The sequence below is a fragment of the Kitasatospora sp. NPDC093558 genome, from assembly GCF_040683475.1.
In the GTDB taxonomy this organism is placed as follows: Bacteria; Actinomycetota; Actinomycetes; order Streptomycetales; family Streptomycetaceae; genus Kitasatospora.
The window spans coordinates 1-1621 of sequence record NZ_JBFBDY010001066.1 but is presented as its reverse complement, the minus strand read 5'-3'; the positions used below and the strand labels follow the sequence as shown (position 1 = coordinate 1621).

At 74.7% G+C, this 1621-nt stretch carries 1 protein-coding gene; it reads right to left on the bottom strand.

Annotation, left to right across the window (positions count from 1 at the left end; all coding sequences use genetic code 11):
- On the bottom strand, positions 1–1621 hold a 1621-nt coding region (locus AB0O00_RS38495; RefSeq protein ID WP_363659332.1), incomplete at both ends, for a beta-ketoacyl synthase N-terminal-like domain-containing protein.

Genomic DNA, 1621 nt, shown 5'->3' with positions numbered 1-1621 from the left:
CCATCCGCCGCGCCGGCGAACGCCTTGCAGCGGCCGTCCGCCGACAGCCCCCGCTGCCGGGAGAACTCGATGAACATGCCCGGCGTCGACATCACCGTCGCGCCGCCGGCGAGCGCCAGCGTGCACTCGCCGCTGCGCAGCGCCTGGACCGCGAGGTGCAGGGCGACGAGGGAGGAGGAGCAGGCCGTGTCGACGGTCACCGCCGGGCCCTCCAGGCCCAGCGTGTAGGACACCCGGCCGGAGACGACGCTGCCGCCGCTGGTGCCGGAGGGGTTCGTGTTGAGCGCGTAGTCGTGGTACATCACGCCCGCGAAGACGCCCGTCCGGCTGCCGCGCAGCGACAGCGGATCGATGCCGGCCCGCTCCAGCGCCTCCCACGAGGTCTCCAGGAGGAGCCGCTGCTGCGGGTCCATGTAGAGGGCCTCGCGCGGGGAGATCCCGAAGAAGCCGGGGTCGAAGTCGCCGGCGTCGTGCAGGAAGCTGCCGTGCCGGGTGTAGGTGTGGCCCTCCTTGCCGGGCTCGGGGTCGTAGAGGTGCTCGATGTCCCAGCCGCGGTCGGTCGGCAGTCCGGTGACGGTGTCAACGCCGTCCGCCAGCAGCCGCCACAGCTCCTCGGGCGTGGCGGCACCGCCGGGGTAGCGGCAGGCCATGCCGACGATCGCGATCGGCTCGTCGGAGGTGTGCGGGCGGACGCCGGTGCCGGTGGCCGGCGTCGCGTCCGTGCCTGCGCCGGCCAGGTCGAGGAGGTGCTCCGCGACGGCCCTCGCATTGGGGAAGTCGAAGGCGAGCGTGGCGGGCAGGCGCAGGCCGGTGCGCTTGTTGAGGCGGTTGCGCAGGTCGGTCGCGGCGAGGGAGTCGAAGCCGAGCTCCTGGAACGCGCGGTCCGGCTCGATCGCCTCGCCCGACTCGTGGCCGAGTAGCCCGGCCACCCTGGCCCGGACCAGGTCGAGGACGGTCCGCCGCTGCTCCGCCTCCGTCAGCCCGGCGAGCCGGGCGGCGAGGGCGCCGGCCGGAGCGGCCGGGAGCGGGGCGTGGGCCGCCGTACGGCGGGCCGCCGGGACGAGGGCGCGCAGGAGCGGCGGGACCTCGTCGGTGCGGGCGCGCAGGGCGGCGGCGTCGACCCTGATCGGGACGACGGTGGCCCGCTCGCTGCGCAGCCCGGCGGCGAACAGCGCCAGCCCGGCCTCGCGGGTGAGCGGCGGGACGCCCTGGGCGGCCATGCGGTTGCGGTTGAGCTCCAGGAGGTGCTCGCCAAGGCCGGCGCCGACGTCCCAGAGGCCGTAGGCCATGGAGGTCGCGGGCAGGCCCGCGGCGTGGCGGTGGGCGGCGAGAGCGTCGAGGAAGACGTTCGCGGCGGCGTAGTTGCCCTGACCCGCGGTCAGCACCAGACCGCCGGCGGAGGAGAAGAGGACGAAGGCGGTCAGGTCGAGGTGGCTGGTCAGCTCGTGCAGGAACCATGCGCCATCGGCCTTCGGAGCCAGGACCGCATCCATCCGGGTGGGGGTGAGCGCACCGACCAGACCGTTGTCACCGACACCGGCGGCATGGACGACAGTGGAGAGACCGGGGATCGTGTCGATCAAGGCGGCCACGGACTCGCGGTCCGCCATGTCGCAGGCAC